The organism is Methylobacterium sp. UNC378MF (assembly GCF_900103195.1).
In the GTDB taxonomy this organism is placed as follows: Bacteria; Pseudomonadota; Alphaproteobacteria; order Rhizobiales; family Beijerinckiaceae; genus Methylobacterium.
The window spans coordinates 56,296-82,102 of the sequence record NZ_FMWU01000026.1; the positions used below are offsets into that span (position 1 = coordinate 56,296).

The 25,807-nt window shown below is 69.9% G+C and carries 28 protein-coding genes and 2 tRNA genes; 20 read left to right on the forward strand and 10 right to left on the reverse strand.

Translation table 11 applies throughout. From position 1 onward, the window contains the following. The first annotated feature begins 165 nt into the window (after positions 1-165). The 4 genes from aroA (at position 166) to BLT59_RS23780 (ending at position 2,764) form a co-directional block, all read left to right on the forward strand. Positions 166-1,515, forward strand: coding sequence for a 3-phosphoshikimate 1-carboxyvinyltransferase (aroA, locus tag BLT59_RS23765; RefSeq protein WP_091786525.1), 1,350 nt, complete (start codon positions 166-168; stop codon positions 1,513-1,515). A 5-nt stretch (positions 1,516-1,520) separates the two neighbouring features. Continuing rightward, the gene (gene cmk, locus BLT59_RS23770; protein ID WP_091786610.1) at positions 1,521-2,159 is read left to right on the forward strand and encodes a (d)CMP kinase; all 639 of its coding nucleotides are present in this window, start codon (positions 1,521-1,523) and stop codon (positions 2,157-2,159) included. 92 nt (positions 2,160-2,251) lie between these two features. Then, a tRNA-Lys gene (locus tag BLT59_RS23775) sits at positions 2,252-2,327 on the forward strand. 149 nt (positions 2,328-2,476) lie between these two features. Beyond that, positions 2,477-2,764, forward strand: coding sequence for a hypothetical protein (locus BLT59_RS23780; RefSeq protein WP_091786528.1), 288 nt, complete (start codon positions 2,477-2,479; stop codon positions 2,762-2,764). Positions 2,765-2,867: 103 nt separating this feature from the next. Here BLT59_RS23780 and BLT59_RS23785 read toward each other — a convergent pair whose 3' ends face one another. Then, the gene (locus BLT59_RS23785; protein ID WP_244514127.1) at positions 2,868-3,845 is read right to left on the reverse strand and encodes an alginate O-acetyltransferase AlgX-related protein; all 978 of its coding nucleotides are present in this window, start codon (positions 3,843-3,845) and stop codon (positions 2,868-2,870) included. 269 nt (positions 3,846-4,114) lie between these two features. Here BLT59_RS23785 and BLT59_RS23790 point away from each other — a divergent pair, with 269 nt between their 5' ends. Next, positions 4,115-4,294, forward strand: coding sequence for a hypothetical protein (locus BLT59_RS23790; protein WP_091786534.1), 180 nt, complete (start codon positions 4,115-4,117; stop codon positions 4,292-4,294). Between the two features lie 18 nt (positions 4,295-4,312). Here the strand turns inward: BLT59_RS23790 and BLT59_RS23795 are convergent, their stop codons facing one another. Further along, on the reverse strand, positions 4,313-4,600 hold the full coding sequence (locus tag BLT59_RS23795; RefSeq protein ID WP_091786537.1) for a PilZ domain-containing protein: 288 nt from the start codon (positions 4,598-4,600) through the stop codon (positions 4,313-4,315). A gap of 408 nt (positions 4,601-5,008) precedes the next feature. Here BLT59_RS23795 and BLT59_RS23800 point away from each other — a divergent pair, with 408 nt between their 5' ends. Beyond that, entirely contained in the window at positions 5,009-6,067 is a 1,059-nt protein-coding gene (locus BLT59_RS23800; protein WP_091786613.1) for a hypothetical protein, read from the forward strand. Between the two features lie 16 nt (positions 6,068-6,083). Here the strand turns inward: BLT59_RS23800 and BLT59_RS23805 are convergent, their stop codons facing one another. After that, a complete protein-coding gene (locus BLT59_RS23805) occupies positions 6,084-6,425 on the reverse strand; it encodes a hypothetical protein (RefSeq protein WP_091786540.1) in 342 nt (113 codons plus the stop codon). Between the two features lie 83 nt (positions 6,426-6,508). Continuing rightward, positions 6,509-7,372, reverse strand: a complete 864-nt coding sequence (locus BLT59_RS23810; protein ID WP_091786543.1) for a formyltransferase family protein — start codon at positions 7,370-7,372, stop codon at positions 6,509-6,511. A gap of 110 nt (positions 7,373-7,482) precedes the next feature. Between BLT59_RS23810 and BLT59_RS23815 the strand changes: the two genes are divergently transcribed. After that, on the forward strand, positions 7,483-8,217 hold the full coding sequence (locus BLT59_RS23815; RefSeq protein WP_091786546.1) for an SDR family NAD(P)-dependent oxidoreductase: 735 nt from the start codon (positions 7,483-7,485) through the stop codon (positions 8,215-8,217). A 4-nt stretch (positions 8,218-8,221) separates the two neighbouring features. Next, positions 8,222-9,826 carry a cryptochrome/photolyase family protein gene (locus tag BLT59_RS23820; RefSeq protein WP_091786616.1) on the forward strand — a complete coding sequence of 535 codons (1,605 nt, stop codon included), beginning with the start codon at positions 8,222-8,224 and terminating at the stop codon, positions 9,824-9,826. On the opposite strand, the gene bcsS is transcribed toward BLT59_RS23820, so the two are convergent. Beyond that, positions 9,793-10,518: a cellulose biosynthesis protein BcsS gene (gene bcsS, locus BLT59_RS23825; RefSeq protein WP_244514124.1), complete on the reverse strand. Its 726-nt coding sequence runs from the start codon at positions 10,516-10,518 to the stop codon at positions 9,793-9,795. The two genes, BLT59_RS23820 and bcsS, sit on opposite strands and share 34 nt — an antisense overlap. Before the next feature lie 294 nt (positions 10,519-10,812). Between bcsS and BLT59_RS23830 the strand changes: the two genes are divergently transcribed. Beyond that, complete coding sequence (locus BLT59_RS23830; protein ID WP_280141075.1) at positions 10,813-11,415, forward strand: exopolysaccharide biosynthesis protein; 603 nt, start codon at positions 10,813-10,815, stop codon at positions 11,413-11,415. 9 nt (positions 11,416-11,424) lie between these two features. Here the strand turns inward: BLT59_RS23830 and BLT59_RS23835 are convergent, their stop codons facing one another. After that, positions 11,425-11,937, reverse strand: a complete 513-nt coding sequence (locus BLT59_RS23835) for a transcriptional regulator LdtR (RefSeq protein ID WP_091786552.1) — start codon at positions 11,935-11,937, stop codon at positions 11,425-11,427. 160 nt (positions 11,938-12,097) lie between these two features. Next, positions 12,098-12,508, reverse strand: a complete 411-nt coding sequence (locus BLT59_RS23840) for a DUF6163 family protein (RefSeq protein WP_244514128.1) — start codon at positions 12,506-12,508, stop codon at positions 12,098-12,100. Between the two features lie 262 nt (positions 12,509-12,770). Between BLT59_RS23840 and hemB the strand changes: the two genes are divergently transcribed. The 9 genes from hemB (at position 12,771) to BLT59_RS23885 (ending at position 21,607) form a co-directional block, all read left to right on the forward strand. Beyond that, the gene (gene hemB / locus BLT59_RS23845; RefSeq protein ID WP_091786559.1) at positions 12,771-13,829 is read left to right on the forward strand and encodes a porphobilinogen synthase; all 1,059 of its coding nucleotides are present in this window, start codon (positions 12,771-12,773) and stop codon (positions 13,827-13,829) included. Between the two features lie 35 nt (positions 13,830-13,864). Next, positions 13,865-14,194, forward strand: a complete 330-nt coding sequence (locus BLT59_RS23850) for a hypothetical protein (protein WP_244514125.1) — start codon at positions 13,865-13,867, stop codon at positions 14,192-14,194. An 88-nt stretch (positions 14,195-14,282) separates the two neighbouring features. Then, complete coding sequence (locus BLT59_RS23855) at positions 14,283-14,771, forward strand: RDD family protein (protein WP_091786565.1); 489 nt, start codon at positions 14,283-14,285, stop codon at positions 14,769-14,771. Between the two features lie 124 nt (positions 14,772-14,895). After that, positions 14,896-15,642, forward strand: a complete 747-nt coding sequence (locus tag BLT59_RS23860; protein WP_091786568.1) for an arginyltransferase — start codon at positions 14,896-14,898, stop codon at positions 15,640-15,642. A gap of 116 nt (positions 15,643-15,758) precedes the next feature. Continuing rightward, the gene (gene purB, locus BLT59_RS23865; protein ID WP_091786571.1) at positions 15,759-17,066 is read left to right on the forward strand and encodes an adenylosuccinate lyase; all 1,308 of its coding nucleotides are present in this window, start codon (positions 15,759-15,761) and stop codon (positions 17,064-17,066) included. Between the two features lie 79 nt (positions 17,067-17,145). Next, complete coding sequence (locus BLT59_RS23870; protein WP_091786574.1) at positions 17,146-18,003, forward strand: D-amino-acid transaminase; 858 nt, start codon at positions 17,146-17,148, stop codon at positions 18,001-18,003. 124 nt (positions 18,004-18,127) lie between these two features. After that, positions 18,128-18,412, forward strand: a complete 285-nt coding sequence (locus BLT59_RS23875; protein ID WP_091786623.1) for a hypothetical protein — start codon at positions 18,128-18,130, stop codon at positions 18,410-18,412. A 155-nt stretch (positions 18,413-18,567) separates the two neighbouring features. Next, positions 18,568-19,860 (forward strand): adenylosuccinate synthase, encoded by a 1,293-nt coding sequence (locus BLT59_RS23880; RefSeq protein WP_091786577.1) that lies wholly within the window; start codon positions 18,568-18,570, stop codon positions 19,858-19,860. 295 nt (positions 19,861-20,155) lie between these two features. Then, positions 20,156-21,607 carry a histidine kinase gene (locus BLT59_RS23885; RefSeq protein WP_091786580.1) on the forward strand — a complete coding sequence of 484 codons (1,452 nt, stop codon included), beginning with the start codon at positions 20,156-20,158 and terminating at the stop codon, positions 21,605-21,607. A gap of 72 nt (positions 21,608-21,679) precedes the next feature. Here the strand turns inward: BLT59_RS23885 and rpoH are convergent, their stop codons facing one another. Together rpoH and BLT59_RS23895 are read right to left on the reverse strand one after the other, a co-directional pair. Further along, positions 21,680-22,573: an RNA polymerase sigma factor RpoH gene (gene rpoH / locus BLT59_RS23890; protein WP_091786583.1), complete on the reverse strand. Its 894-nt coding sequence runs from the start codon at positions 22,571-22,573 to the stop codon at positions 21,680-21,682. 235 nt (positions 22,574-22,808) lie between these two features. Then, on the reverse strand, positions 22,809-23,813 hold the full coding sequence (locus BLT59_RS23895) for an RluA family pseudouridine synthase (RefSeq protein WP_091786586.1): 1,005 nt from the start codon (positions 23,811-23,813) through the stop codon (positions 22,809-22,811). A 103-nt stretch (positions 23,814-23,916) separates the two neighbouring features. On the opposite strand from BLT59_RS23895, the gene BLT59_RS23900 reads away from it, so the two are divergent. Beyond that, positions 23,917-23,992: transfer RNA gene (locus BLT59_RS23900), tRNA-Glu, on the forward strand. Between the two features lie 214 nt (positions 23,993-24,206). Here BLT59_RS23900 and BLT59_RS31465 read toward each other — a convergent pair. Then, on the reverse strand, positions 24,207-24,347 hold the full coding sequence (locus BLT59_RS31465; RefSeq protein WP_175544115.1) for a hypothetical protein: 141 nt from the start codon (positions 24,345-24,347) through the stop codon (positions 24,207-24,209). A 1,311-nt stretch (positions 24,348-25,658) separates the two neighbouring features. Between BLT59_RS31465 and BLT59_RS23910 the strand changes: the two genes are divergently transcribed. Next, the coding region (locus tag BLT59_RS23910) for a CsbD family protein (protein WP_091786589.1) at positions 25,659-25,807 on the forward strand (149 nt) is incomplete at its 3' end.

Genomic DNA, 25,807 nt, shown 5'->3' on the forward strand with positions numbered 1-25,807 from the left:
CGCTCCCGGGGGTCGGCCGGGGATCGGCGTCGGCAACGGATGGATGACGGCGGGCGGTGCCCGTGTTAACCGCGCGGCGACTTCACCGTCCGATTGCAGCGCCGCGGCAGGGCCGCGCGACGCGCCGGATCCTGGCCCACGTCTCAGAGCCCGAACGGACGTCCCGTGTCGCACGATTCGAGTCCCCAGCCCCTCACCGCCGCGCCGGGCGCACCGCTACGCGGACGCCTGCGCCCGCCCGGCGACAAGTCGATCTCGCATCGATCGATGATCCTCGGCCTGCTCAGCCAGGGCGAGACGCGGGTCGAAGGCCTGCTGGAGGGCGACGATGTCCTGCGCACCGCCGCCGCCGCGAAGGCGCTCGGCGCGGGCGTCGAGCGCCTCGCGCCCGGAAGCTGGCGGGTCCAGGGCGTCGGCATCGGCGGCCTCGGCGATCCGGCCGACGTGCTTGATTTCGGCAATGCCGGCACGGGCTCGCGGCTCATGATGGGCGTGGTCGGCGGGCAGCCGGTCACCGCAACCTTCGACGGCGACGCCTCCCTGCGGTCGCGGCCGATGCGCCGCATCCTCGACCCGCTGACCCGCATGGGCACGCAGGTCCTCGCCGAGTCAGAGGGCGGCCGGGTGCCCCTGACCCTGCGTGGCCCCAGGGAGGCGATCCCGATCACCTACGAGACTCCGGCGGCGTCGGCGCAGATCAAGTCGGCGGTGCTGCTTGCCGGCCTCAACGCCCCCGGCGTCACGACCGTGATCGAAGCGGCCGCGACCCGCGACCACACCGAGCGGATGCTGCGCCTGTTCGGCGCCGCGGTCAGCGTCGAGCCGCATGGAGTGGGCGGGCACGGGCGCAAGGTCGCGCTCGCCGGTCAACCAACCCTGCGCGGCACCGACGTTGTGGTTCCGGCCGACCCGTCCTCGGCGGCCTTCCCGCTGGTGGCGGCGCTGATCGTGCCCGGCTCGGACGTGGTGATCGAGGGTGTGATGATGAACCCGCTGCGCATCGGGCTGATCACGACGCTCCTGGAGATGGGCGCGCAGATCGAGCGCGTGGCCGAGCGGGAGGAGGGCGGCGAGACCGTGGCCGACCTGCGCGTGCGCGCGAGCCGCCTGACCGGCGTCGACGTCCCGGCCGAGCGGGCGCCGGCGATGATCGACGAATACCCGGTGCTGGCGGTGGCGGCGAGCTTCGCCGAGGGCCGGACTCGGATGAATGGCCTCCACGAGCTGCGGGTCAAGGAATCGGACCGCCTCGCCGCCGTCGCCGCCGGGCTCGCCGCCAACGGCGTCCGCCACACGGTCGAGGTCGACGACCTCGTGGTCGAGGGCGACGGTGCGGCGGCGCCGGGCGGCGGGACGGTCGCGACCCATCTCGACCACCGCATCGCCATGGCGTTCCTGGTGATGGGGCTCGCGGCGCGGAATTCGGTCACGGTGGATGACGGCGCGATGATCGCCACGAGCTTCCCGAGCTTCCTCCCGACCATGCAGGCCCTCGGCGGCCGGATCGGGGCGTGACCGCCATGCCGCTCGTCATCGCGATCGACGGACCGGCCGCGTCCGGCAAGGGCACGCTCGCCAAGCGTCTGGCCGACCATTACGGCCTGCCGCATCTCGACACCGGGCTCCTCTACCGGGCCGTGGCGCTGGCCCTGCTCGATGCCGGCCTGTCGCTGGACGATTCCGCGGCTGCGGCGCGGGCGGCCCACGCCCTCGACGCCGGCCGGCTCGACGATCCGCGCCTGCGGGACCGGGCCATGGGCGAGGCGGCCTCCCGAGTCTCGTCGGTGCCCGAGGTCCGCGCCGGGCTGCTCGCGTGGCAGCGCCGTTTCGCCGCCGACCCGCAGGGGGCGGTGCTCGACGGGCGCGACATCGGCACGGTCGTCTGTCCCGAGGCCTCGGTGAAGCTGTTCATCACCGCGTCCTCCGAGGAGCGCGCCCGCCGTCGTCACCGGGAGCTGTCCGGCCGCGGCGAGGCGGCGACCTTCGCGGCGATCCTGGCCGACATCGAGGCTCGCGACGCCCGGGACGCCTCCCGCAGCGCCGCGCCGCTGCGCATGGCGGACGACGCGGTCCGGCTCGACACTACGGAGCTTGACGCGGATGCAGCCTTCGACGAGGCCCGGGACATCGTTGAGCGGACCCGCGGCGACGCGGCCTGAGGGTTGTCCACCTCCCTTGTGTTGACCCCCCGGGCCCGCTCACCTATTGCGGACGCGCCGTCCCCGACGGGCCACCGCGCGGCCCGGGACGCGAGCGCGTAGCTCAGCTGGTAGAGCAACGGACTTTTAATCTGTAGGTCCTGGGTTCGAGTCCCAGCGCGCTCACCATATCCTCGATAGCGCTCCTGACACTCGGCGCGGTCACCGCTCCCCAGGCCGGTGATGGGCTGGTGGGCGGACGCTACGCCCACATGAAAATCGGAACCCCCGGTTGCGCTTCGGGTTGGGCTCCCAACGCAACTGCGAAGGAGTCACCGATGCGGAAGCTCGCTCTCATCTCCGCCGTCACCCTGTCCCTCGGCGCGCTCGGTGCCACCGGCGCCCAGGCGCAGGGCTACGGCTACGGCTACGGCGGCCACCACGGCTACGGTTACGGCCGCGGCTACGATCGCGGCTACGGCTCGCGGCGCGATGTCGGCTACCGCCGTCACCGCGGTCTGTCGACCGGGGCCGCGATCGGCCTCGGCATCGCGGGCGCAGCCGCCGGTGCCGCCGCCGCTGGCGCCTTCGATCGGGGGCCGGCCTATTACGGCCGCGGCTACTGAGCCACCGCATGGCCTGACGAAGTAGAGCTCCGCCGCCACCGCGGTGGGGCTCTCGCTGTTTGATGCGGCCGCACGGGCCGACGGCGCGCGTCCGTTGCCCGGCTCAGCGTAGCCAGCGCCGGATCTGCTCGCGGAGGGTCGGGCGGATGGCCCGCCGCGCCCGCGCCGCCGCGAAGTTATCAATGCGGATCCTGTCGGTCGGGACCTGCCGCAGGAACCGTTCGGCGATCTCGAAGATCACGATGTCCGGCCGGACGTCCTCGACATAGGCCCAGTCGATATTCGCCGACCAGATCGCGTGCACTTCCCCGAAGGTTTCTGCCAGCATCGCGGTAAGGCGCGCGCCTGGGCTGTAGATGTAGGAATCGCCGAACAGCACCACGCGCCGCGGATCCGGTGCATCCCTGTTCTCCAAAACGACGCGGGATCCCACGAACAATCCGCGCGGACGCACGGCCCGTCCCGATTCCCGCACCGCCACCAGCGCGTTCGCGTCAATCCGCGCCGCGCGGCGCGGAAAGTCGTAGGCGACGTAGTCCTCGTCGACCGGGGGGACGAGCTTCTCGCCGAGATCGAAAGTGAAGCGCTCGTTCACGCTAGTTCCCGCGAAGACGTGCGCCGCCACGGGCGCGTCCAGGGCCTCGCAGAGTGCGCGATACGCGGTCAGGTAGCCCCGGTAGGTCCAGTGCGTATCCGTCCGCAAATAGACAGGCTCATCGGCCCGTGCCGTCTGGAGCGGAGTCTGCAAATCAACCATCGCGGCCTGGCTGTCGCCGGCGACCAGTCGGGCGAGGCGGGTTCCGGGCGGATCGTCTAGCCCCGGGAATGGGCGGCCGAGCAGGTCCGGATAGATCGCGAGCTTGTCGGGGACGATGGCGTGCACGTGCCGGATCCCGAGACCGTCGAGGCGGAGTGCCCGTCGCCGGATGAGCCGCGTCCAGCGCTTCAGGATCCGCCGTGAGGTCGCGGTATCGCCGTAGAAGGCTTCGACCTCGCTGGCGCGTCCGACCCAGTACAGCCAGCCATCGTGTCCCACGGCCACGCCGTTGCCGCTCGTCTTCAAAGCTCCCCGGCCTCCCACCGCCCGCCACAATGCACTCAATGACGCCGGGCTTCCGCCTCGACGGATCTGCGCGGGATTGCAACCCCGCGCGCAGCGGGACCGTGCCCCATCGCGGCGACGGCGGAGCGATGTAGCGGGTTGACGGCGGCCGCGACTACACGGCCTCGGGCGAAGGGGCGCGCCTTTTTCGCCCACGCGCCGGCCTCGTAGTGAAACTTTCCCGCCGCGCCGGGGGTACTCCCGTCAGGCGCATCACTCTGCGCGGCGTTCCGAAGAAGGGCCGGCCCATGTCCGCGCTTGTCACGTCCATCGGCTGCGGCTTCGTTCTGGCGGGATTCGCGGCCGAGAAGTTCGCCGAGCATCGCTGGCTCGCGGCGAGCCGGCCCGCGCCCCTCGACGCCCTTGCGGTCCTAGCCCTGGCGCTCCCGGCGGTCGGGCTCACGCTGATGGCGACCCTGGCGGCTTGAGCGCGCCGGGCGGCCGCCTCACTCCGCGTCGAGGCAGAACACGACCCCGACCGTCCGCTCCTTGCGCCAGATGAGCTGGACCGCGTATCGCATCTCGGCACTGGCCAGCACGAGATCGAACGCATCCTCAAGCTGCACCACCTGCGAGCCGAGAAATTCCAGCATCGCGCCGCGATCGGAGATGTTCTTGACCTGACAGGGATAGCGCGAGCCGTCCCGATGCTGCGCGAAGGCCAGGAGGGCGGTTGGTTTCCGCTCGGTGGCCCGGCGCTCGACGAAGGCGGGAGTGCTGGCGTTGCGGGACACGGCCGAGGTTCCTGCCCAATTCGGCCGATTTGGCGCGATATCAGTAAAAATGCGCCCGATTTGCTAACATGTTATTGATGATCGGTGCACAGGAGAAAGATCAGCAAGTTGCGATCCGTCTATCGGCGCGATCTGCGGTCTTTACCGCCGGTTTTCTCTCGTCGGCCCCTTGCCGGCCTTGATGAACCGGCCGACCAGTAGGCCGAGCGGGACCGACACCAGGAACCATGTGCGCAGGAATCGAAAGGCATTCATGGATCCGCTCCGGGGCGCGTGATCGATGTCGCGACCCAAGCCGTCTGAGGCTGACGTCGCCGACGCGATCGTGAGACATATCTGGTCCCTCGGCCAGCCGTTGCCAGTGGGACCCTGAGCGAGGCCGCACCGAGACGACATCCGGAGATGATCATGCGCATCCGCCCCGGCCTAGCCCTGTTGGCGAGTGCCGCACTCGGCCTGCCGACCATCGCCATTGCCGAGGCGAACGGACGTTCGCCGGCTGGCGCGCCGTCTCCGGAACAGCTCTCCCCGGATCAGAACGCGCGGAATCCCTCTTGGCCGCCGAACTTCTCCCGCAGCGTGCAGGGGACTGGAGTGCCTGGGCTGGATGGCGGCCACGTCTTCCTCTGGAACCGGCCGCCGGGCTTCGATCCAGTCTCGACCCTGCGGGTCGACCGGCACGTGCCGGAGGGGTCGGGCGAGGCCACCCACACCTACAAGGCGCTCTGGGCGCTGGGATCCACCGGCCCTCACAATGCCGGTTACGAGTGGACGATCACGGGCGAGTTGCACAACCGAGCCCTCGCGAGCACCGGTGCACAGAACGTCGCCGTCAACGGCACGATCTTCAAGGAGCCCAACGGATTGGGACCGGTGGGACCCTCTTGGGCCGGGAACTTCAACTGTGTCGACATGACCGACGAGGCCGATCCCCTTGCCTCCTGCATCGGCGCCGAGATTGACGTCTCGGCGCAGTCGCCGACCACGGACCGCAACCGGCAGCGGGTCGGTCTGCAGATCTCCACCGGCGGCGTACCGGGCGCCCATACCGGCTACGGGATCCTCATGGGCAACCTCACCGGCTCCATCACCGACCGGGCGATCTCGTTCCAGGGGGAGGGCACCTACGGTATCGGGATCGACGCCGCCGCCGCGCGGTTCACTGGCGTCCCGATGCTGCTCGCGGCCGGGCAGGCAATCGGGCTCGACGGCAACCGCGAGGGCGCCTTCTCCCGCCGCCTCGGCTTCGACGGGCGCGATCTGGTCTACGGCACAGCGGCCGGACCGGTTATGCGCGTGAGCGATAGCGGGCAGATCGAGGCCGCTTCCCTTCGAGAGAGCCTGCCGCGGCCGCCCGCGAGCAGCCGCGCGCCGTGCACCCCTGGGGACCATGCCTGGGATGAGGCCTACGAATACCGCTGCGTCGCGCCCGACCGCTGGAAGCGTGCGACGCTCAGCGATTGGTGAGCGCCGTCGCGGGAGGTCAGCGGTCGAGGATGCGCACCACCGCGCGGGTCTCGGGGTCGACGACCACGATCTTGTCGCCGGGCGCCACGAAGTAGCCAAAGCGGCGCAGCCGCGGGTTCGGGGCCTCCGTGAAGGGCGCCAGCCGCACGTCGGGCGGCACGATGCTGCCGGGCCGCAGCGGGATCGATCCCACGATCGGTCCCGGGCCCACCGGCCGGCGGACGATGTAGTCGCGTACCACGACGTCGTCGTCGGGGCCGAACTCGTCGGGGGTCACGATCACCGCCTGCGCGCAGGCGGAGCCGGTGAACAGTGCGGCAAACCCGAGGGCTGCGGCGAGGCTGGCGCGGGTCGACATGGCAGACTCCCGTGGTGCCCGGGTGGGAATTCCCGGGCCGCCGGAAACATTAGGGTCTGCGTTTCGGTTCCCGGCCGTACCGGTCACCGGCCGATCTGCCCAACCTCCGCGAGGGGGACCGGCGACCAGCGGGTCAGCTGGACGTAGCCGTCGAGGGCCGCCACCACGACGTGGCGGCGGTGGCGGTGCACCACCGCCCCGGGCGTGTGCGCGTGGCGCTCCTGCCATCCTTGCGCCTCCGCCACGAAGACCCGGGCATCCCCGAGCCGGGCGATCGTCTCGACCGTGCCGAAGGCCCGCATCCGGCGCAGGACCGTCTCGACGTCCTGCCGGAAGTCGAGCGTCCGGTCGGCGTCGGTGGCGCGTGGCCAGTAGGAGCCGTCTCCCTGCGGTTCGGAGCGCCGCCAGCGGTTGGGCAGGTCGCGGCCGAGGGGACCCGCGGCGAGGCGGCGCGCCGCCATCTGGCACTTGGCGAGCAGCGTCTCGTGGCTCTCGTCCGAACTCAGCGCGAAGATGTCCTGGGCGAGGAGATCGCCGGTGTCGAAGCCCTCGGCGAGCACATGGGCGCTGACGCCCCAGGTCTCGTAGCGGTCGAGCACGGCGCGGAACAGCGGGTAGGGACCCCGGCCTATCGGAAGCGGGGAGGGATGGATGTTGAGCCCATAGGCGGCGCGGCCCTTCCAACCCTTGATGAGCCAGGGATATCCCGCGACCACCAGCGCCCAATCCCGGCCGTGCTCGGCCTGCAGCGCCTCGATGTCCCGCTCGCGGATCCGCGAGAGCTGGATCGGCAGCCGCAGCGACCGGGCGCGAGCGACGATGACCTCGTTGTGGTCGTAGACCCCGTCGCAGGGGCGCGTGAACAGCTTCACCGGCGTCCAGCCGGCGTCGAGCAGCCCCTCGAAGACCCCGCCGAGGAAGTCGATGCCGGCGAACGCGAACTTCATGCTTGCCGCCTGCGACCTTGTGGACGTGGAGGGCACGGGTCGACCGCCTGCCCAGGGGTGTGCCCCGCCTTACCTTGATCGGGCCGAGACGGGTAGCAAGGGGGTTCAACGTGCGTCGGGTGATCATCTATGGCGGGACCGGGGGGATCGGTCTCGCCACGGCCCGTGCGCTGCGGGCCCGTGGCTACGCGCTGCATCTTGCCGCCCGGGATGCAGAGCGCCTTTCGGACGCCGCGTCGGAGCTGGGTGAGACCAGCGTCACGGCCGGCGATGTCGCGGATCCGGATTTCGTATCCCGCGCCACCGAGGCCGCCGGTCCGCGACTCGCAGGCTTGGTCTACGCGGTCGGCACGATCAACCTGCGGCCGCTGAGTCGGCTGACGCGAGCCGATGTCGAAGGCGACTTCGCCGTCAACGCCCTCGGTGCCTTCTCGGCGGTGCAGGCCGCCGCGGGCGCTCTCAAGGCGGGGGCCGGCGAAACGGGCGCCGGGATCGTGCTGTTCTCGACGGTGGCCGCCGCGCAGGGTTTCGCGGCGCATGCCTCCGTCGCCATGGCCAAGGGCGCCGTCGAGGGCCTGGCGCTGTCGCTGGCGGCCGAACTCGCCCCCCAGATCCGCGTCAACGTCGTGGCGCCCTCGCTGACGCGCACCCCGCTCGCCGCCGGGATCACCGGCAACGAGACGCTCGCGCAGGGGATCGCCGCGATGCATGCCCTCCAGCGATTGGGGCGCCCGGAAGATGTCGGCGCCCTGGCGGCCTTCCTGGTCTCCGACGAGGCGGCCTGGATCACCGGCCAGGTCATCGGTGTCGATGGCGGCCGCTCCGCCCTGCGCACCAAGGGCTGAGACGGTGGCCGCGAATCGCCGCGGCAGTGCCGCAAGGGGCGGCACGCTGCGCTTCGTCCTGGGCGATCAGCTGACCCGCCGGGTGTCGAGCCTCGTCGATCTCGATCCCGCGCGCGACGTCGTGCTGATGGTCGAGGTCCGGGACGAGGCGACTTATGTCCGCCATCACAAGCAGAAGATCGCCTTCCTGTTCGCCGCCATGCGCCATGTCGCGGCCGAGCTGGAGGCGGAGGGGATCGCCGTCGACTACGTCCGCCTCACCGATGCGGGCAATACCGGCAGCTTCACCGGCGAACTGGAGCGCGCCGTCGCGCGCCACAGGCCGGAGCGGATCGTCGTCACCGAGCCCGGGGAATGGCGTGTCTGGGAGATGATGCAGGATTGGCGCGAGACGCTCCCGATCCCGGTCGAGATCCGCGCCGACAACCGCTTCCTGTGTCCGCGGGAGGATTTCGCGCGGTGGGCCGAGGGCCGACATCACCTGCGGATGGAGACCTTCTACCGGGGCATGCGCCGCCGCAGCGGCCTCCTGATGGACGGCGGCGAGCCAGCGGGCGGCCGCTGGAACTACGATCCCGAAAACCGCAAGCGCCTCCCGAAAGGACACCGGCCGCCGGACCGGATCGGGTTCCAGCCGGATTCCGTGACGCGCGACGTCATCGCGCTGGTGGAGGCGGAGTTCGGCGATCATTTCGGCGACCTGACCGGCTTCTCCTGGCCGGTGACCCGGGCCGATGCCCTCGCGGCGCTCCGGCACTTCCTGACGGAGGCCCTGCCGACCTTCGGCGACTATCAGGATGCGATGAAGGCCGGCGCGCCGTTCCTGTACCACGCGCTCCTGTCGCCCGCCCTCAATGCCGGGTTGCTCACCGCCGAGGAGGTGTGCTGGGCCGCCGAACGGGCCTATCGCGACGGTTCGGCGCCGCTCCACTGCGTCGAGGGCTTCATCCGGCAGATCCTCGGCTGGCGGGAATACGTGCGCGGCCTCTACTGGGCGCGCATGCCCGCCTACCGGGAAACCAACGCCCTCGGCGCGGGCCGCGACCTGCCGTGGTTCTACTGGTCGGGGGAGACGGCGCTCAACTGCATCGCGCAGGTGGTCTCGGACACGCGCGCCCACGCCTATGCCCATCACATCCAGCGCCTGATGGTGACCGGCAACTTCGCCCTCATCGCCGGCCTCGACCCGGCTCAGGTCGAGGAATGGTACCTGATCGTCTTCGCGGACGCCTACGAATGGGTCGAGCTGCCCAACGTCCACGGCATGGTGCTGTGGGCCGATGGCGGCGTGATGGGCTCGAAACCCTACGCGGCCTCGGGCGCCTATATCGACCGAATGTCGGATTATTGTGCGTCCTGCACCTACGACGTGAAGGTCAAAGCCGGGCCGGGCGCCTGTCCGTTCAACTATCTGTACTGGAACTTCCTGATCGAGAACGAGCAGCGATTGGCTGGCAACCAGCGCCTGGCGATGCCGTACCGGACCTTGCGCGGCTTCAGCGAAAATCGCCGGGCCGAGATCCGCCGCGACGCGGCCGCGTTCCTCGATTCCCTCGAGCCCCGGCCGGGCTCCGCTCACAGGGAGGACCAGACCGAGAGCGTCAGGTAGGGACGGGCCCGGGCGCGTCCCGCCTCGGACTGGACGCCCGCGGATGCGCGGAAGCTGTAGCGGCCGAGGGTGAAGTCGGTCGCGTGCAGTCCGAGGCTCCACTTCGCGTAGCCGGTCGTGTCCGTGTAGAGCGCGGCCTCGGGGCCGATATAGGTCTCGTACAGGCGATAGCCCCAGGCGATACGCGCCCAGAGGCTGTCGCGGGCCGACCCCGCGACCGCGGTCGCCTGAAGGAGGGTCGCATCCGTCGGGCGCGCCCAGACCTCGCCGTGGAGCCGCAGGCCGAAGCGTGTCGGCAGGGCGTCGACATCGCGCCCCGCAACCAGCATCTCCGTCGTGGCCTCGGGGCCCGCATAGGCAGCGGTCACGCCCCAATCGAAGAACCACTGATACCCGGCGACCGCGGCCGCGGCGACGGTGTACCGCGCACGCGCACCCTCGGCACCGTGCTCGGATCGCCGTCCGCCGCCGACGCTCGCGAGCGCGGTGAAGCCATCCTGCGCGAGGGAGGTGAGGCCCACCTTCGTCCCGAAGGTCAGGAAGGTGTCCCCGCCCGCATCGAGGCTGCCGAACAGGAGCATGTCGATATCGCTGGCGCGCGCGTCGGGGGCAGGACAGGCGCGTCCTGCAAGCAGGGCCGGGATCGCGAGCAGAAGACCGCCGATCCCTCGGGTGAGACGGGGGCCGCGCACGGTCTATCCCTCCAGGCTGGAGCTGATGGTTAAGATAAAATGCCGTGCTGTGCGGCGTTTTATCTGGTCGCGCGCCGAGATTTGTGTGGATGGTGCCCCGGTATCGGCCGAGAGGATCGAAATTCTGGCGGTCTGCCGCGTAATTCAACTTGAACGTTACTTTGAGCGGTCGCCCGTAATCTTGGGACATGGCCCGCCGGCCGGAGGTCCGCGCAGTGTCGCGAATCTGCCGTGCTTGGCGTGCCAGATGTTCTCGGCTAGAGCCCCCGCGGGAAAGCGAAGGTTGGCAGATCCTTGACCTCCGGTGCACGAACGTCGGACGTCCTCACCGTGCTGGCGAGCCAGGAGGGCGAGCGCCTCACCGTGGGCGACATCGTCGCGGTCCTGCGGGACCGTGCCTTCGCGCTGCTCGTGGTCCTGTTGGGGCTGCCGAATTGCCTGCCGATGCCGCCGCCGATCCCGCTGATCTGCGGCCTGCTCCTGCTCCTCGTGGCGATTCAGATCGCCGCCGGGATGTCGGCGCCTTGGCTGCCGCGGATGCTCCTCGGCCGCTCGATCGCCCTGACCGACGTCCGGAGGGCCGTCACCCGTGCGGTGCCGATCCTGCGCCGCCTGGAGCGCTGGTCGCGCCCCCGCGTCAGCGTGTTCGAGACCGCGCTCGGCATGCGCGGCATGGGGATCGTCCTGCTGGCCCTGGCGCTGGCGCTCATCGTCGCCGCGCCCATCGTGGGGCAGATTCCGCTCGGTCTCGCGGTGTGCCTGGTCGGGCTCGGCCTCGTCGAGCGCGACGGTCTCGTCGTCCTGGGCGGCTTGGTGATCGGGATGTTCGGCGTCGCCATCAATGCCGGCTTCGCCTACGCGGTGATCTCCGGGATCGTCGGTCTTCTCAACCTCTGACGGTCGGCCTCAGAGGCGGTAGCGGATCTGGTCGGTCCAGAAGCGCTCGAGGCGGGTCAGCGCCTGGTTCAGGCGATTGAAGTCGTCCTCGGAGATTCCACCGATCGGCGTGATCGTCCGGGCATGCTTGTCATAGAGCGTCTGGATGATCTCGTGGACCTGACGACCCTTGTCGGTCAGGCTGATCCGGACGGAGCGGCGGTCCGTCTTGGAGCGGGCGTGGTGGAGATAGCCTGCCTCGACCAGCTTCTTCACGTTGTACGAGACGTTGGACCCGAGATAATAGCCCTTGGTCCGCAGCTCGCTCGCGGTCAGCTCCTTGTCGCCGATGTTGTACAGGAGCAGCGCCTGGACGCTGTTGACGTCCTCACGGCCGCGGCGCTCGAACTCGTCCTTGATCACGTCGAGCAGCCGGCGATGCAGCCGCTCCACGAGGTGGAGCGCTTCCAGGTAGGATCCCTTGGGGGAAGCGGCCTCCTCGGGGGCTTCGACCTGCGCGACTCGGGCGTTCTGGGTCTTCATCTCTGCCTCGCCATCCGTTGATCCGGCACCCGTTCGATGCGGCGCCGTTGATGATGGCTAAGCTAGGGCTCGGAAATGAAAGGCCATTTAAGCGACAGGATGAATTCGCGATTTACTCTTCGCGGTAAAGACAAACTGAATGAAGATAAGAACGGTTCGTTCACCGTGCTTCCTGCGCGGCGAGCCAGGACAGCAGGAAGTACAACGTCACGACGCAGCCCCCGAATACGAGCAGCGGGACCGGCAACGGCAAGAGTTGCGGTGTCAGAACCGCCAGCGTCATCGCGGATGTGACTGCGAGCAACCAGATCACGCCGCCCCAGGCGCTCGTCAGCCACAATCCGATCGCCGCCGCGGCATCGATCACCGCGAAATAGACGATCGCGGATTGCCGGCCGAAGGGTTCCGCCTCGAAGGGCCGGACCCCCGGCATGATGTCGAGGATGGTCGCCCAGGCGAAGACGCTCTTGAGGAGCCAGATCAGCGCCGTGAGCCGCATGAACCAGATCAGAACCGTGTCCCACGTGCCGGGTGCCGGCCCCTGGACGCGCTCGATCCGGTCGCTCGGCACCCCGCCCGGCCTCGGCGTCTTGCGCCGGATCGGAAGGTAGCCGGGCACTATCGGAGACTCGCAGAGATGATGGGCCGGTGCATGGGCGAGGGGCCGGGGTCCTGATCCGTTGGAAAGGGAACGCGCCGGGTTGAAGCGGTTCCGCCGTCCTGCGTCAACGGTCGGGTTTCGTCGCGCCCGCCCGGTGTGGTAGTCGAACGCCTCCGGCGCAGGGGCGCCGCGCGATCCGCGGCGTGGTCCGCGCGAACGGTAGCGAAGCCGCATGTCAGACACTCTGCCAGAGCCGCGCCCTCTCGCCGTGGAGGCTGCCCGCGAGGGCGCCCGGGTAGAGGGCCTCAAGATCACCCAGCGCCCGCGCCGCAACCGGAAATCGGATTGGTCGCGTCGGCTGGTCCGCGAGCACACCCTGACGGTCGACGACCTGATCTGGCCGATGTTCGTGATCGAGGGCGAGGGCCGGCGCGAGCCGATCGCCTCCATGCCGGGCGTCGAGCGTCTCTCGGTGGACGAGATCGTGCGCGACGCTGAGCGCGCGGCACGGCTCGGCATCCCGGCGATCTCGTTCTTCCCCTACACGGAAGTCGCGCTGCGCGACCCGACCGGATCGGAGGCGCTGAACGCCAACAATCTCGTCTGCCGCGCGGTGCGCGCCGTGAAGCGGGCGGTGCCCGAGATCGGGATCATGACGGATGTGGCGCTCGACCCCTACACGAGCCACGGCCATGACGGCCTGATGAAGGACGGGGCGATCCTCAACGACGAGACCGTCGCGGTCCTTGTCGAGCAGAGCCTGATCCAGGCCGAGGCCGGGACCGACATCATCGCACCCTCCGACATGATGGACGGGCGCGTCGGTGCGATCCGCGCCGGCCTCGACAAGGCCGGATTCCTCGACGTGCAGATCATGGCCTACGCGGCCAAGTATGCCAGCGCCTTCTACGGGCCGTTCCGCGACGCGATCGGCACCAAGGCCGCGCTGGTGGGGGACAAGCGGACCTACCAGATGGATCCGGGCAACTCGTCCGAGGCCCTGCGCGAGGTCCGCCTCGACCTCGATGAGGGCGCGGATTCGGTGATGGTGAAGCCGGGCCTGCCCTATCTCGACATCATCCGCCGGGTGCGGGACGAGTTCCAGGTCCCGACCTTCGCCTATCAGGTGTCCGGCGAGTACGCGATGATCGAGGCGGCCGCCCGCAACGGCTGGCTCGACGGCGACCGCGCGATGGTCGAGGCGCTCCTCGCCTTCAAGCGGGCCGGGGCCGACGGCGTCCTCACCTATCACGCCCCGCGGGTTGCGGAGCGCCTGCGCAACCATCCGTGAAACGGACGCACCGCTGGCTCCTCGGATCCGCGGTCGTGGCCGGCTTCCTCGGCGGCCTCGCCGCCTGCCAGGATACCCTGCGCCGGGATCGCGTCGCCACCTGCCGCCGGGCGCTGCCGGCGGTGGCGCCGCAGCCGGGAATCCGGTTGCTGCGGGCGGCGCCGGGCCCGGCGGCGAACTCGGTCCGCGTCGATTATTCCGACGGCAACCGGCCGCACTGGCTGACCTGCCGGTTCGATGCCGGGACGACCCTGGTGGCGCTCGCCACCGAGGCGACGACCCTGTCGGGCCCCGCGCTCTACATGCTGAAGCGCTTCTATCTCGACACGCCGGACGCGGCGGTCGACGACCCGGCCGGGCGCTGACGGGAGCCCGCGTTCCGGCATCCCCTTGCGGCCTCCGCGGCGCACACCCACCTTGACGTCCGCAGCCTCGCTTGCAGGACGCGACACCATGCAGAACCCCCAACCCGGCTACGCGCAGCGCCTCGACGCGCCCGGCTACGCCACCGCGTTGCCGATCCCGTTCGTGCGGGCGAGCCTCGGCGGCCGGACGGTCGCCTATCTCCTCGACATCCTGTTCATCTTCGGCTTCACGGCCCTGTTGACCCTGCTGATCACCGTGATCGGCGTGGTCACGTTCGGCCTCGGCTGGACGCTGTTCGCCGTCCTGCCGGCGAGCGGCATCATCTACAGCGCGATCACGGTCGGCGGCTCGAAGCAGAGCACGATCGGCCAGCGGTTGATGGGCCTGCGGACCATCGCGCCCGAGAGCGGCGCGCGGGTCGACGTCATCACGGCCGCGGTTCACGCGCTGCTGTTCTACGTCGCCATCTCGACCTTCCTGCTCTGGTGCGTCGACGTCGCCTTCGGGCTGGTGCGCTCCGACCGGCGTCTCGGGCACGACCTGCTTCTCGGCCTCGCCGTCGTTCACGCGCGCTGAGCGGACGGTTCGACGATGAAAATGTGACGGTGCGACCGGCCGGGCCATTGAGCCGTGGCCGGTCGCCTGTACACTGTCATGCCGGCGCCGTGAGGACGAACCCGGCGCAGGGCTTGTGAGAAGCGTGACCAGCCATCCGCGCGACACACCGCAATTCTACCTCACCGCTCCGTCGCCGTGCCCGTATCTGCCGGGGCAGGAGGAGCGGAAGGTCTTCACCCACCTGGTCGGACGGCGCGCCCGCGACCTCAACGAGATCCTGACCCAGGGCGGCTTCCGCCGCTCGCAGACGATCGCGTATCGCCCGGCCTGCGAGACGTGCCGCGCCTGCATCTCGGTGCGGGTCGTGGTCGATGAGTTCGAGCCGAGCGCGAGCCAGAGGCGCATCCTGGCGCGCAGCGCCGACTGGGTCGGCACGCCCGAGCCGAACCGCCCGGCGTCGGAGCAATACGCCCTGTTCCGCCGCTACCTCGACGCCCGGCACGGCGACGGCGGCATGGTCGACATGACCGTGCTCGACTACGCCATGATGGTCGAGGACAGCCATGTCGACACGCACCTCGTGTCGTATCGCCGGCACGGGCCGGATACGGCGGTCACCGGCCGCGGCTCGGGACCGCCGCTCGCCTTCTGCCTGACGGATGTGCTCTCCGACGGGCTGTCGATGGTCTATTCGTTCTACGATCCCGCGGAGGCCGCGCTCTCCCCGGGAACCTTCATGATCCTCGACCATATCCGTCGGGCCCGCCGGCTGGGCCTGCCGTATCTCTATCTCGGCTACTGGGTCGAGGGCTCGCGCAAGATGGACTACAAGTCGCGCTTCCGCCCGCAGGAGCGCCTGATGGGCCAGGGCTGGGTGCGGATCGACTGAACCCGCCGCCGGTGGTCCACACCCGTTGCCGGCTGGGCATGCCCGATGCGCATTGAGCGGCCGGGCCGGCGCATGCTACCGGCCTCGCACGCAATCCGGACCGTGCCGAGGCCCCCATGATCCCCCGCTACAGCCGCCCCGCGATGACGGCGATCTGGTCGCCCGAGACCCGCTTCCGGATCTGGTTCGAGATCGAGGCCCACGCCACCACGGCGCTCGCCGAGATCGGCGTCGTCCCGAAGGAAGCCGCCGAGACGATCTGGGCCAAGGGCAAGGATGCGGTCTTCGACGTGGCCCGCATCGACGCGATCGAGGCGGTGACGAAGCACGATGTCATCGCCTTCCTCACCCATCTCGCCGAGATCGTCGGGCCCGAGGCGCGGTTCGTCCACCAGGGGATGACCTCCTCGGACGTGCTCGACACCTGCCTCAACGTGCAGCTCGTGCGCGCCGCCGACATCCTGATCGCCGACGTCGATTCGCTGCTCGCCGCCCTGAAGGCGCGGGCCTTCGAGCACAAGCTGACCCCGACCATCGGCCGGTCGCACGGCATCCACGCCGAGCCGGTCACCTTCGGCCTGAAGCTGGCCCAGGCCTATGCCGAGTTCGAGCGCAACCGCCGCCGCCTCGTCGCGGCCCGCGCGGAGGTCGCCACCTGCGCGATTTCCGGCGCGGTCGGCACCTTCGCCAATATCGACCCGCGGGTGGAGCAGTACGTCGCCGAGAAGATGGGCCTGACCGCCGAGCCAGTCTCCACCCAGGTGATCCCGCGCGACCGCCACGCGATGTTCTTCGCGACCCTCGGCGTGGTCGCCTCGTCCCTGGAGCGGCTGGCGATCGAGATCCGGCACCTCCAGCGCACCGAGGTCCTGGAGGCGGAGGAGTTCTTCTCCGAGGGCCAGAAGGGTTCCTCGGCCATGCCGCACAAGCGCAACCCGGTGCTGACCGAGAACATCACGGGCCTCGCCCGGATGGTCCGCGGCTACGTCACCCCGGCCTTGGAGAACGTCGCCCTCTGGCACGAGCGCGACATCTCCCACTCCTCGGTGGAGCGCATGATCGGCCCCGACGCCACCGTCACCCTCGACTTCGCCCTCGCGCGCATGACCGGGGTGATGGAGAAGCTGCTGGTCTACCCGGCCAACATGCAGAAGAATCTCGACCGGCTCGGCGGCCTGATCCACTCGCAGCGCGTGCTGCTGGCGCTCACCCAGGCCGGCGTGTCCCGCGAGGATTCCTACCGGCTGGTCCAGCGCAACGCGATGCCGGTCTGGCGCGGCGAGGGCGATTTCCTGGCCCTGCTCAAGGCCGACCCGGAGGTCGCCGCGGCACTCCCGGCCGAGCAGATCGAGGCCTGCTTCGATCTCGGCTACCACTTCAAGCACGTGGACACGATCTTCGGCCGGGTCTTCGGCGACCGCTGAGATCCCGCACGATTCCTGCTTCGACCCGCGTTCGCGGGCCCGGGATCTCGGGCCCGCGACGAACACAGGACAGCTCTCCGTGACCGCTCCCCGCATCGTCTACCTCAACGGCCAGTTCCTCCCCTACGAGGAGGCACGCGTGCCGATCATGGATCGCGGCTTCCTGTTCGCGGACGGCATTTACGAGGTCTCCGCGATCATCGACGGCAAGCTCGTCGACAACGCCGCGCACCTCGCCCGCCTCGACCGCTCCCTCGGCGAGATCGGCATCCGCAACCCGCACGATGCGGCGGGCTGGGAGCGCCTGCAGACCGAGCTCGTGGCCCGGAACGGCGTCACCGAGGGCCTCGTCTACATGCAGGTCACCCGGGGCGTGGCCGAGCGCGACTTCGCCTTCCCGAAGGCCGGCACCGAGCCCACCGTGGTGATGTTCACGCAGGCCAAGACCGTGCTCGCCAACCCGCTCGCCGAGAGCGGCGCCCGGGTTATCACCGTCGAGGACCTGCGTTGGAAGCGCCGGGACATCAAGTCGGTCGCTCTGCTGGCGCAGGTGCTGGCCAAGCAGCAGGCGGCCGAGGCCGGCGTCGCCGAGGCCTGGATGGTGGAGGACGGCGCCGTCACCGAGGGCTCGTCCTCGACCGCGTTCATCATCAGCCGCGACCGCGTGCTCGTGACCCGGCCGCTCTCCACGGCGCTCCTGCCGGGGATCACCCGGGCCTCGGTGCTGCGCCTCGCGCAGGAGGCCGACCTGCGGATCGAGGAGCGGCTGATCCCGGTGGACGAGGTCTACGCGGCGCAGGAGGCCTTCTACACGAGCGCCTCGGCTTTCGTGATGCCGGTCGTCGAAATCGACGGGCGCGCGATCGGCGAGGGCCGGCCGGGTGCACTGACCCGGCGCTTGCGCGAACTCTATATCGAGGCTGCCCGCCAGGGTTGAGATCGTCTTCCGCGCCGGCGGATCCGATCCACAGGATGGGACATTGTCCCGGGCCGGCGGCAGGAACGGATCCCGTCACCGACTGTTCCTCCCCGAATTCGTGTCCCGAACCGGGGAGGCCCTCGTGCCGAAGACAATCCTGTTCGCCGCTTTCGCGGCGACCCTCGCGGCGGCGCCAGCCTGCGCCCAGACGACAAGCCCGGCGCCGGCCGAGCGGGTACGTCCGAACGCCGACGCGCCGCCCAATGACCAGTCGCTCAGCGACAAGCTCCAGCAGAATGACGGCGTGATCAAGCCGCCGGAATCGTCCACGACCGGAACCGTGGTCAAGCCCGATCAGTCCGGCACCATGCCGGTGATCAAGCCGCACGAATTGCCCGGTCGCGCACCCGGAACCGAGGCCAAGTAGCGCCCCCGACCCTGCCGGACGGCCCGCGACGCGGCCCCCTCATGCGGCCCCTTGCTTGATTTCGCTGCCCGGATCGCGGAAACGGCTCACGACGTACGCCGCCTGCACCCGTGGGTGGCGCCGTCCCGGTTTCCGTCGCGGGTAAGCAGGCAGACATGGCCAACGTCGTCGTTGTGGGCGCCCAATGGGGCGACGAGGGCAAGGGCAAGATCGTCGACTGGCTCTCCGAGCAGGCCGACATCGTCGTCCGGTTCCAGGGCGGGCACAATGCCGGGCATACGCTCGTCATCGACGGCGTGACCTACAAGCTGGCGCTGCTGCCGTCGGGCGTGGTCCGCGGCGGCAAGCTTTCGGTCATCGGCAACGGCGTCGTGGTCGATCCCTGGCACCTGATCGACGAGATCGAGCGCATCAAGGCGCAGGGCGTGGACGTCTCGCCGTCCTCCCTGCGGATCGCCGACAACGCCACGCTGATCCTGCCGCTCCACCGCGAACTGGATCATTTCCGCGAGACCGCCAATGCCGGCCTCAAGATCGGCACGACCAAGCGCGGCATCGGGCCGGCCTACGAGGACAAGGTCGGCCGCCGGGCGATCCGGGTCGTGGATCTGGCCGATCCCGACGCGCTGCCGGCCAAGATCGAGCGGGTTCTGACCCATCACAACGCCCTGCGGCGCGGTCTCGGGATCGACGAGGTCAATGCCGAGGCGCTGCTGTCGGAACTGAAGGCGATCGCACCGAAGATCCTGCCCTTCGCCGACACCGTCTGGGCGCTGCTCGACGAGGAGCGCCGGGCCGGAAAGCGCATCCTGTTCGAGGGAGCGCAGGGCGCGCTGCTCGACGTCGACCACGGCACCTATCCGTTCGTCACCTCCTCCAACATCGTGGCCGCCCAGGCGGCGACGGGTTCGGGCCTCGGCCCGGGGGCGATCGGCTACGTGCTGGGCATCGCCAAGGCCTACACCACCCGGGTCGGCGAGGGGCCGTTCCCCACCGAGCTGTTCGACGAGATCGGCGAGACCATCGGCAGCCGCGGGCGCGAGTTCGGCGTCAATACCGGCCGCAAGCGCCGCTGCGGCTGGTTCGATGCCGTGCTGGTGCGCCAGACGGTCCGGACCTCCGGCATCCACGGCATCGCGCTGACCAAGCTCGACATCCTCGACGGCTTCGAGGAGATCCGCGTGTGCACGGGCTACCTGCTGGACGGCCAGCCGATCGACCATCTGCCGGCGAGCCAGGCCGCCCAGGCGCGGGTCGAGCCGGTCTACGAGGTGATCCCGGGCTGGTCGGAGACGACCGCCGGTGCGCGGTCCTGGGCGGATCTGCCCGCGCAGGCGATCAAGTATGTCCGCCGGATCGAGGAGCTGATCGGGGCGCCGGTGGCGCTGCTGTCGACCTCGCCCGAACGCGACGACACGATCCTCATGCACAACCCGTTCGAGGATTGACCGGTTCGAGGCGCGACGCGTCGCGCGCTATCCCGTTGACGACGCGCGTTTTCGGCGGCCCTGCCTGTATCCAGTCCGCGCAGGCTTGATCTAGAACGGGCTGTCGGCCGGGCCATCGTTCTCGCGATCAGCCCGCCATCTCCAGGGCAACCGGCGCGCGGACACTGATCCGCGCGGTGGGATACGACAAACCGGCCGACGGCCGCGACCGGACCCGTCGGGCGGCCGCGGCCCTCGGTCCCCGGCCTCCGACCGGCGTCGCCGGACGGCGGCCGAAGGGGCGGACCAGAGTATCATGGCCGATTACTATCCGCTTCTGGCGCGCGCGCTCGATGCGCTGCCCGACCGAACGCCCGCCCTGCGCAAGGCGGTCTACGACCGCGCGCGCAATGCGCTGATCAGCCAGCTGCGCTCCCTCGATCCGCCGCTGTCCGAGGCCGATATCGACCTCGAGCGCCGGGCCCTCGACGCCGCGATCGAGCGGCTGGAGGTGGATCACGGCGGCCTTCCGGCGCCGGCCAACGATGCCGCGCAGGCGCCCCAGCGCCCCGCACCCGCTCCCGTCATTCCGGAACCTGCTGCACCCGAGCCGATCGTTCCGCCGGCGGCGGAGGCGGACCTCCCGGAACCGTCTCCACCCGAGCCGGGGACCGCATCCGTACCGGTCCTCCCGCCCGCGAAGCCGCCCTTCGCGGTGACGGCCGGTGATACCGATCCGGATTCCGTGGCCGGACCGCGCGAGGCGCCGATCGCGATCACGTCGCGGCGCCCCGGCGTGCCGGCGCCGGCGGCCTCGGAAGAGGCCGAGCCGGCGACCGAGGCGCCGGCTTCGGAGACCCCGCCCGCCGAGGATCCGGACGCCGCCGACACCGCCGCGGAGGGCGGCGGCCGTCAGCGTCCCCGGATCGAGGTGGTGCCGCCGCGGACCGGTCGATCGCGGGTGCTGCGCAACGTCTTCGTGGGCGGCGTCCTGGCGGTGGTGATCGGCCTGATCGCCGTCGCGGCCTTCCTGCTGCGCGACCGGCCGCAGAACCTGCCGTCGAGCGGCACCGAGACGGTGGATACGCAGCAGCCCGAGGGCGAGACCAAATTCGGCGACCGGGTCGGTGGCGATGCTGCACCGACGCCGAAGGCGACCGCACGGGCAGAGACCGGCGCGCCGCCGCGGAATACGGCGGCGCCTGCCGATACGGGCGTCGCGGTCGCTCAGAGGGCCGAACTCGTCGAGGAATCGTCGGGCGCCCAGGGCGGCCAGCCGACCGTGACACCGGGCCGGGTGACGTGGCGGCTGGAGACGGTGAACGGGGATCAGGGGCAGCCCGTCCAGAACGCGATCGTCGCCACCGTGGCCATTCCCGATGCCGGTCTGACGCTGGTGATGACCATCCAGCGCAACCTCGACACGACCCTGCCGGCGTCCCACACGGTGAGTTTGGTCTTCAGCCAGACCGGCACCAACGGCACCGCCCGCACGGTTCAGGATGTCGGGCTGCTCCAGGCCAAGGATGAGCAGGGCGCTCGCGGCTCGCCCGTCTCGGGCCTGCCTGTCCGCGTTCGCGACAACCTGTTCCTGATCGGATTGTCGTCGCTGCAGAACGACGTCGAGCGCAACACCGACTTGCTCCTGCACCGGAACTGGTTCGATATCGCGCTCCGCTACACGTCCGGCCGTCGGGCCGTGCTGACCTTCGAGAAGGGCGCCGTTGGCGCGCAGGTCATGCAGAACGCCTTCGACGCTTGGCAGTGATCGCCCGCCGGTGATCGCTTGAGCGCGACCGCTTGGCGGTGCCACCCCGGCGCGGTGCGCCGGGGTGGCGGGTCAGTGGGCCTCGATGCCGGTCCGGGGCAGTTCGCGGCTGGCGATGTTGCGCTTGACCGCTTCCTGCACCTTCTCGAAGGCGCGAACCTCGATCTGCCGCACGCGCTCGCGGGAGACACCGAACTCGCCCGAGAGATCCTCCAGTGTGATCGGGTCCTCGGCGAGCCGCCGGGCTTCGAAGATGCGGCGCTCGCGCGGGTTCAGGACGCCCAGCGCGTCCTTCAGGGCGGACAGGCGGTTCTGCCCCTCCTGCTCACGGGCCAGGACGGTCTCCTGGCTCGGGCTGTTGTCCACGAGCCAATCCTGCCACTCACCCTCGCCCTCCTCGCGCAGGGGCGCGTTGAGCGACGTGTCGCCGGACAGGCGCCGGTTCATGTCGATCACGTCCTGCTCGGGCACGCCGAGGCGGGTGGCGATCTGCTTCACCTGATCGGGCTTGAGGTCACCCTCGTCGAGGGCCGAGATCTTGCCCTTCGCCTTGCGCAGGTTGAAGAACAGCTTCTTCTGGTTCGCGGTCGTGCCCATCTTCACGAGCGACCACGAGCGCAGGATGTATTCCTGGATCGCCGCCTTGATCCACCACATGGCATAGGTGGCCAGCCGGAAGCCCTTGTCGGGATCGAAGCGCTTGACCGCCTGCATCAGGCCGACATTGCCCTCCGACACGACCTCGCCGATCGGCAGGCCGTAGCCGCGATAGCCCATCGCGATCTTGGCGACGAGCCGCAGGTGCGATGTCACCAGCCGATGCGCGGCCTCGCGGTCACCGGCGTCCCGCCAGGCCTTCGCCAGCGTGAACTCCTCCGACGGCTCCAGCATCGGGAATTTGCGAATCTCGTCGAGGTAGCGCGAGAGGCCACCTTCGTTGGCGAGCACGGGCAGCGTACCGGCCATGGCATTCTCCTGGACCTATGTCCCCCTGTCGGGCGGACGCGACGGACAACAGTGCCGTCCACTCGGGCCGCTCTTGAGCCGACCCTGCCGGCCACCCATCTCATATGAGTCGCCGGGAGCCGGTCGCGGTCGATGACACCCACGTCGTCAACAACGCGCCACCGGCGCTTTTGGTCGTACCATGTCACGATGTGACGCGGTACGGGGTGATCTTTCGCACGCCGCAGCGAGGCGGTTACGCCCGCGGTGCGCCGTCCGCCTCCGTCCGGAGGGCCAGGATGAGCGCGCTCATGTCGGGCGGCAGCGGGCTCTCGAAGCGGAGCGTCGCGCCGGTGCGCGGATGGCTGAAGCCGAGCAGCTCCGCGTGGAGCGCCTGCCGCCCCAGGGCCGTGAGAGCGTCACGCGCCTCCGGGCTCAGGCGGGCGGCCTTGGTGCGGAAGGCGCCGCCGTAGACCTTGTCCCCGAGGAGGGGATGTCCGCGATGGGCGAGATGCACGCGGATCTGGTGCGTGCGTCCCGTCTCCAACCGGCAGCGCACGAGGGCGGCCTCGCGATAGGCCTCGGCGACGGCGTAGTGCGTCACGGCGTGGCGGCCGCTGTCGTCGGACACGACGGCGATCTTCTCCCGATGGAACCGGGACCGGGCGAGGCTGGCCTGGATCGTCCCGGCCCGCGGCTGGGGCAGGCCCCAGGCCACAGCGGCGTAGGCCCGTTCCAGCGGGCCGGTCCGGCCGTGATCGGCGAATTGGGCGGTGAGGCCCTGATGCGCCGCGTCGTTCTTGGCGACGACGATCAGGCCGCTCGTATCCTTGTCGAGGCGGTGGACGATGCCGGGCCGGCGCACGCCGCCGATCCCCGACAGGCTGGCGCCGCAATGGGCGATCAGGGCGTTGACCAGCGTACCGCTCTCGTGGCCCGGCGCGGGATGGACCACCAGGCCGGCCGGCTTGTCGATGACGATCAGGTCGTCGTCCTCGTAGACGATCGGCAGGTCGGCGGCCTCGGCCACCGGCTCGGCCGGTGCGGGTGGCGGCACGATGAGGACGATCTGTGTGCCGGCGGCGACCTTGGCGGCCGGATCGCGCGCCGGGACGCCGTCCCGCTGCACCTGGCCGGCGCGGATCAGGTCCTGCAGCCGGGCTCGGGAGAGATCCGGAAACAGCGCGACCAGCGCACGATCGAGCCGCAGGCCGCCCTCCGCCACGATTCCGGTCCGCTCGTCGTCTCCGTTCTCCACCACGATCCCTATCCGCACCCGATCTGACCCGCCGAGGCGGATTTCCTGACGAAGGCTCTTGCTCCGCCGCCGGGTGGTGGCTATAGCACCCCCGCGCCGCCGGAAAGCTCCCATCGTCTAGCGGTCTAGGACGTCGCCCTCTCACGGCGAAAACAGGGGTTCGATTCCCCTTGGGAGCGCCACCGGCGCAGTTTCGCATTCTCGTATGGCACCTCGCGGAAGCGGGATCCGGGCCTGCTACTCCGGCGGGTCCGCGCCGAACCTTGGCGAATGCGGTCAGTCCGCGGCGCGCCCCATCCTGGCCTCGATGGGCCGCACCCCACGATCACGGTCGGGCTGTGGCCCTCCAATCCCTCGGACATGCCGGTCGGCCCGAGCGCCTGGACGGGACGCGCCCTACCACAACCAGATGACGCGGCCGGAGACCGCGTAGATGACGAACCAGAGGCCTACGGCCAGGCTGATCCCGGCAACGACCAGCGCCGGGTGTGGCTTCTTGCGGATGCCGTTGCGGCGCTCGGGCGCGATCTGTTCCATGTACAAAGGGTGTCGGAGCCTCCTGCCGGTCGCATCCATGGCGGCCCCATGGATGGGGGGCCTGAACGCTCCATGGATGCGGCCAGCGACAACGGCGCCTTACGCCCAACAACGGCCGTCGCTGTCTTCATCAAAAGATGTATTGGCGCCATCAGGCGTATCGGAACCGGTCGGCGCTCCCCATTCATCGGCGGCGGCCGGCCGGCGTCCAGCCTGTGGTCAGCGAGGATCGCGGTGGCGCGACGCGGCTTGGCCGATATCGGATGTCGAGCACGTCAACCCATTAAGAAATAAAGACTTTTCGCTGGGCGTGATCGCGCGATGGCTCAGCCGGCGAGCGCTATGCCCGTCAGGTTCCAAGCCACCGGACCGCACCTCTGCGACTGGATGCGGCGCGACGAGACCGAGACGACGGAGGCCGAGGCCGATCGCGCGTGCCCATCACGGAGGCCGGCATCCGCGGCCGCATGGGCCGTCGCGAAGCTGATCGCCGGGGCGAGCCAATCCCACGATGGTGGAGCGTCGGGCGGCCTCGTGTGGAAGATCGCGGCGTCGAAGACCACCGGAATGGGCATAGCGCCGAAGACGGAGCCCCTAGGCGATGCCGGGATTCCCCAAAGCAGAAGGGACAGGTCGCCACCCCGGTCACATCCACAGCTGCGGTCAACCGATCCAGCATGGCGGCGAACCGGGGGCCGGCCTCGGCTGCTGCAACTTCTGAATAGTATTGCCACGGCCAGTCACCAAACTGCGCGTGGATATGCGAAATGACGGGATCGGACGTGCCGCCCCGGTGCAGCTCTTCGTAGGCGAGCGACGCGGGAAAGATTTGGCATCGTCAGGTTGGATATATTGTCGCGACGAGCGGAATATAACGACAGAAAGCTATGGACTTACCTCTGGTTGATCATGGCGCCCCGATGATGCAGTCATACCAGGGAATTTTGTAAGATCGGCGGAACCGGCTTGCGCACAACCCGTTTGTGCCCCGCTGCTGATTGGGCAGCGACCGCATGCGGGGTTCGTGAACTGTGACGGCCAGTGTCGATGGGCATGACTTCGGGATCCGCGCTCGCCGCCTTCTTCGGCGGCCGCCTGGGCGCGCCGAAGCCCGCGAGCCTGCCGGGCGCCTACGAGACCCGGCGCGTCTGAGCGGCCGCGGCCCGGTCCCGGATCGTTCGGCCCCGGATCGTTCGGCCGCTTACCCCCCCCTCGGCGCCCGCCACCGTGCGGGGGCCGTCCACCCCGGCGGGCGGAACCTGCCCGACCGGACATCCTGACCCCGACCCCAACCCCCAAGGAGCGCACGCGATGAGCAGCACGACCGACAAGATCAAGGGCCTGGCCAACGAGGCGGTGGGCAACGTCAAGCAGGCGGCCGGCAAGGCGACCGGCAACGACAAGCTGGTGGCCGAGGGCAAGGCGCAGGAGCTGAAGGGCGAGGCGCAGAAGACGGTGGG